The sequence below is a fragment of the Pseudomonas sp. AF32 genome, from assembly GCF_022342325.2.
GTDB lineage: Bacteria > Pseudomonadota > Gammaproteobacteria > Pseudomonadales > Pseudomonadaceae > Aquipseudomonas > Aquipseudomonas uvaldensis.
This window is the reverse complement of sequence record NZ_RQJK02000047.1, coordinates 1-2,572: the sequence shown is the minus strand read 5'-3', so window position 1 is coordinate 2,572 and position 2,572 is coordinate 1. Positions and strand designations below refer to the sequence as shown.

The window sequence follows — 2,572 nt, the reverse complement described above, 5'->3', positions numbered from 1 at the left end:
CTTGCCGCTGACCCCCAACGGCAAACTCGACCGCAAGGCCTTGCCGGCGCCGGACCAGGATTCGGTCATCAGCCGCGGATACGAAGCCCCTCAAGGCGAGATCGAAACCACTCTGGCGCAGATCTGGCAGGACCTGCTCGGTCTGCCACAGGTCGGCCGCCACGACCATTTCTTCGAACTGGGCGGCCATTCGCTGCTGGCCGTCAGCCTGATCGGGCGCATGCGCCAGCTGGGCTGGTCGGCGGACATCCGCGTGTTGTTCGGCCAGCCGACCTTGAAGGCACTGGCGGCCGCCATCGGCAGCGGTCGCGATGTCCAGGTGCCGGACAATGGCATCCTCCTGGGCAGCACTCGGATCACCCCGTCGATGCTGCCGCTGGTCGATCTGGACCAGCAGGCCATCGACCGCATCGTGGCAACGGTGCCGGGTGGTGCGCGCAATGTGCAGGACATCTATCCGCTGGCACCGCTGCAAGAGGGCATCCTCTATCACCACATTGCGGCGGCCGCGGGCGATCCCTATGTATTGCAAGCCACGTTCAACATGGCCGACCGTGAGCGCCTGGATGCCTTTGCCCACGCGCTCCAGGCGGTCATCGATCGCCATGACATCCTGCGCACTTCCGTGGTCTGGGAAGGTCTCGACGAACCGGTGCAGGTGGTCTGGCGCAAGGCGCAATTGGCTGTGGAAGAGGTGACACTGGCGGCCGAGGCGGGGGATATCGTCGCTCAGTTGCGTGAGCGTTTCGACACGCTGCACTACCGTCTCGACATGCAACAGGCGCCGCTGATGCGCATTGCCTTTGCCCATGACACCGCGAACCAGCGCTGGGTCGCGTTGCTGTTGTTCCATCACATGGCTCTCGACCACACGGCGCTGGAAGTGGTGCGCCATGAAATGCAGGCGCATCTGCTGGACCAGGCCGATCAACTGGGCGAAGCGGCGCCTTTCCGCAATTACGTGGCCCAGGCGCGCCTGGGCGTCAGCCGCGAAGAGCACGAGGCCTTCTTCCGCCAGATGCTCGGTGACATCGAAGAACCGACTCTGCCTTTCGGCGTGCAGGAGGTACGCAACGACGGTAGCGACATCGAGGAGGCCGGGTTGCAGCTCTGCGCCGACTTGAGCCGCCGTCTGCGCGCCCAGGCCCGGGTGCTGGGCGTGAGCACGGCGAGCCTGCATCACCTGGCCTGGGCGCGTGTCCTGAGCCAGGTGTCCGGCAAGCGGGACGTGGTGTTCGGCACGGTGCTGATGGGGCGGATGCAGGGCGGCGACGGCGCCGAACATGCGCTGGGCATGTTCATCAATACCTTGCCGCTGCGAGTGGACATTGGCGAGCAGGATGTGCGCGGCAGTGTCAAGGCGACCCATGCCCGGCTGACCGGCCTGTTGGGCCATGAACACGCTTCGCTGGCCTTGGCCCAGCGCTGCAGCGGCGTGGTTGCGCCGATGCCGTTGTTCAGCGCCTTGCTCAACTACCGGCACAGCCATGTGGATGTGACCTCGGCCGATACACGGGCGGCCTGGCACGGCATCGAGATCCTGGGCAACGAGGAACGCACCAACTATCCACTGACCCTCTCGGTGGACGACCTGGGCGAAGGTTTCAGCCTGACCGCGTTGGCGGTGCCGCAGATCGGCGCGCAGCGGGTCTGCGGCTATATGAACGTGGCGTTGGAAAACCTGGTGGCTGCCTTGGAGCAGGCGCCCCATACACCGGTGGCGAGCGTGTCGATCCTGCCGCCGGCCGAGCGTCGCCAACTGCTGCTGGACTTCAACGCCACCACTCGTCGGTACCCGCAGGACAGAACCGTCCACGGGCTGTTCGAGGCCCAGGCCCAGGCCAACCCCGAGGCGTTGGCAGCGGTGCATCAGCCCCACAGCCTGACGTACGCCGAGCTCAACGCCAGGGCCAACCAACTGGCTCGTCATCTGGTCGGCCTGGGTGTGCAACCGGGTGAGCGCGTGGCGATCCTGCTGGAGCGCTCCCTTGAATTGCTGGTCAGCCAATTGGCGGTGCTCAAGTGCGCCGCGGTTTTTGTGCCGCTGGATATCCACGCACCCTTGGAGCGCCAGCAGTTCATGGTTGAAGACAGCGGGGCGAAAATTCTGCTGGCCCTGAGTTCTGCGACTGTGGCGCAAGGCCCTGTGCGGGTCGACCTGGACCGTGTGACGTTGGATGAAGCCTGCGACAACCTCGATTTGCCCCAGAGCGCCGAGTCGGTCGCCTACATTATGTACACCTCCGGTTCCACCGGTACGCCGAAGGGTGTACTGGTGCCGCACCGGGCGATCAATCGCCTGGTGATCAACAACGGTTATGCGCATTTCACGGCTCAGGATCGGGTGGCATTCGCCTCGAACCCGGCCTTCGACGCCAGTACCCTGGACGTCTGGGCGCCGTTGCTCAACGGCGGTTGCGTGGTGGTGGTCGAACAGGATGTGCTGTTGACCCAGGCGCGTTTTGCCCAGTTGCTGACGGAGCAGCGGGTCAGTGTGCTGTGGATGACCGCCGGGCTGTTCCACCAATATGCCGACGGCATGCTGCCGGTGTTCAAGCAACTGCGCTACCTG

1 protein-coding gene is annotated in these 2,572 nt (G+C 64.9%); it reads left to right on the top strand.

What is annotated here, in order from left to right; genetic code table 11:
- A partial coding sequence (locus EGM97_RS26005; protein WP_477788891.1) for an AMP-binding protein occupies nucleotides 1-2,572 on the top strand: 2,572 nt, incomplete at both ends.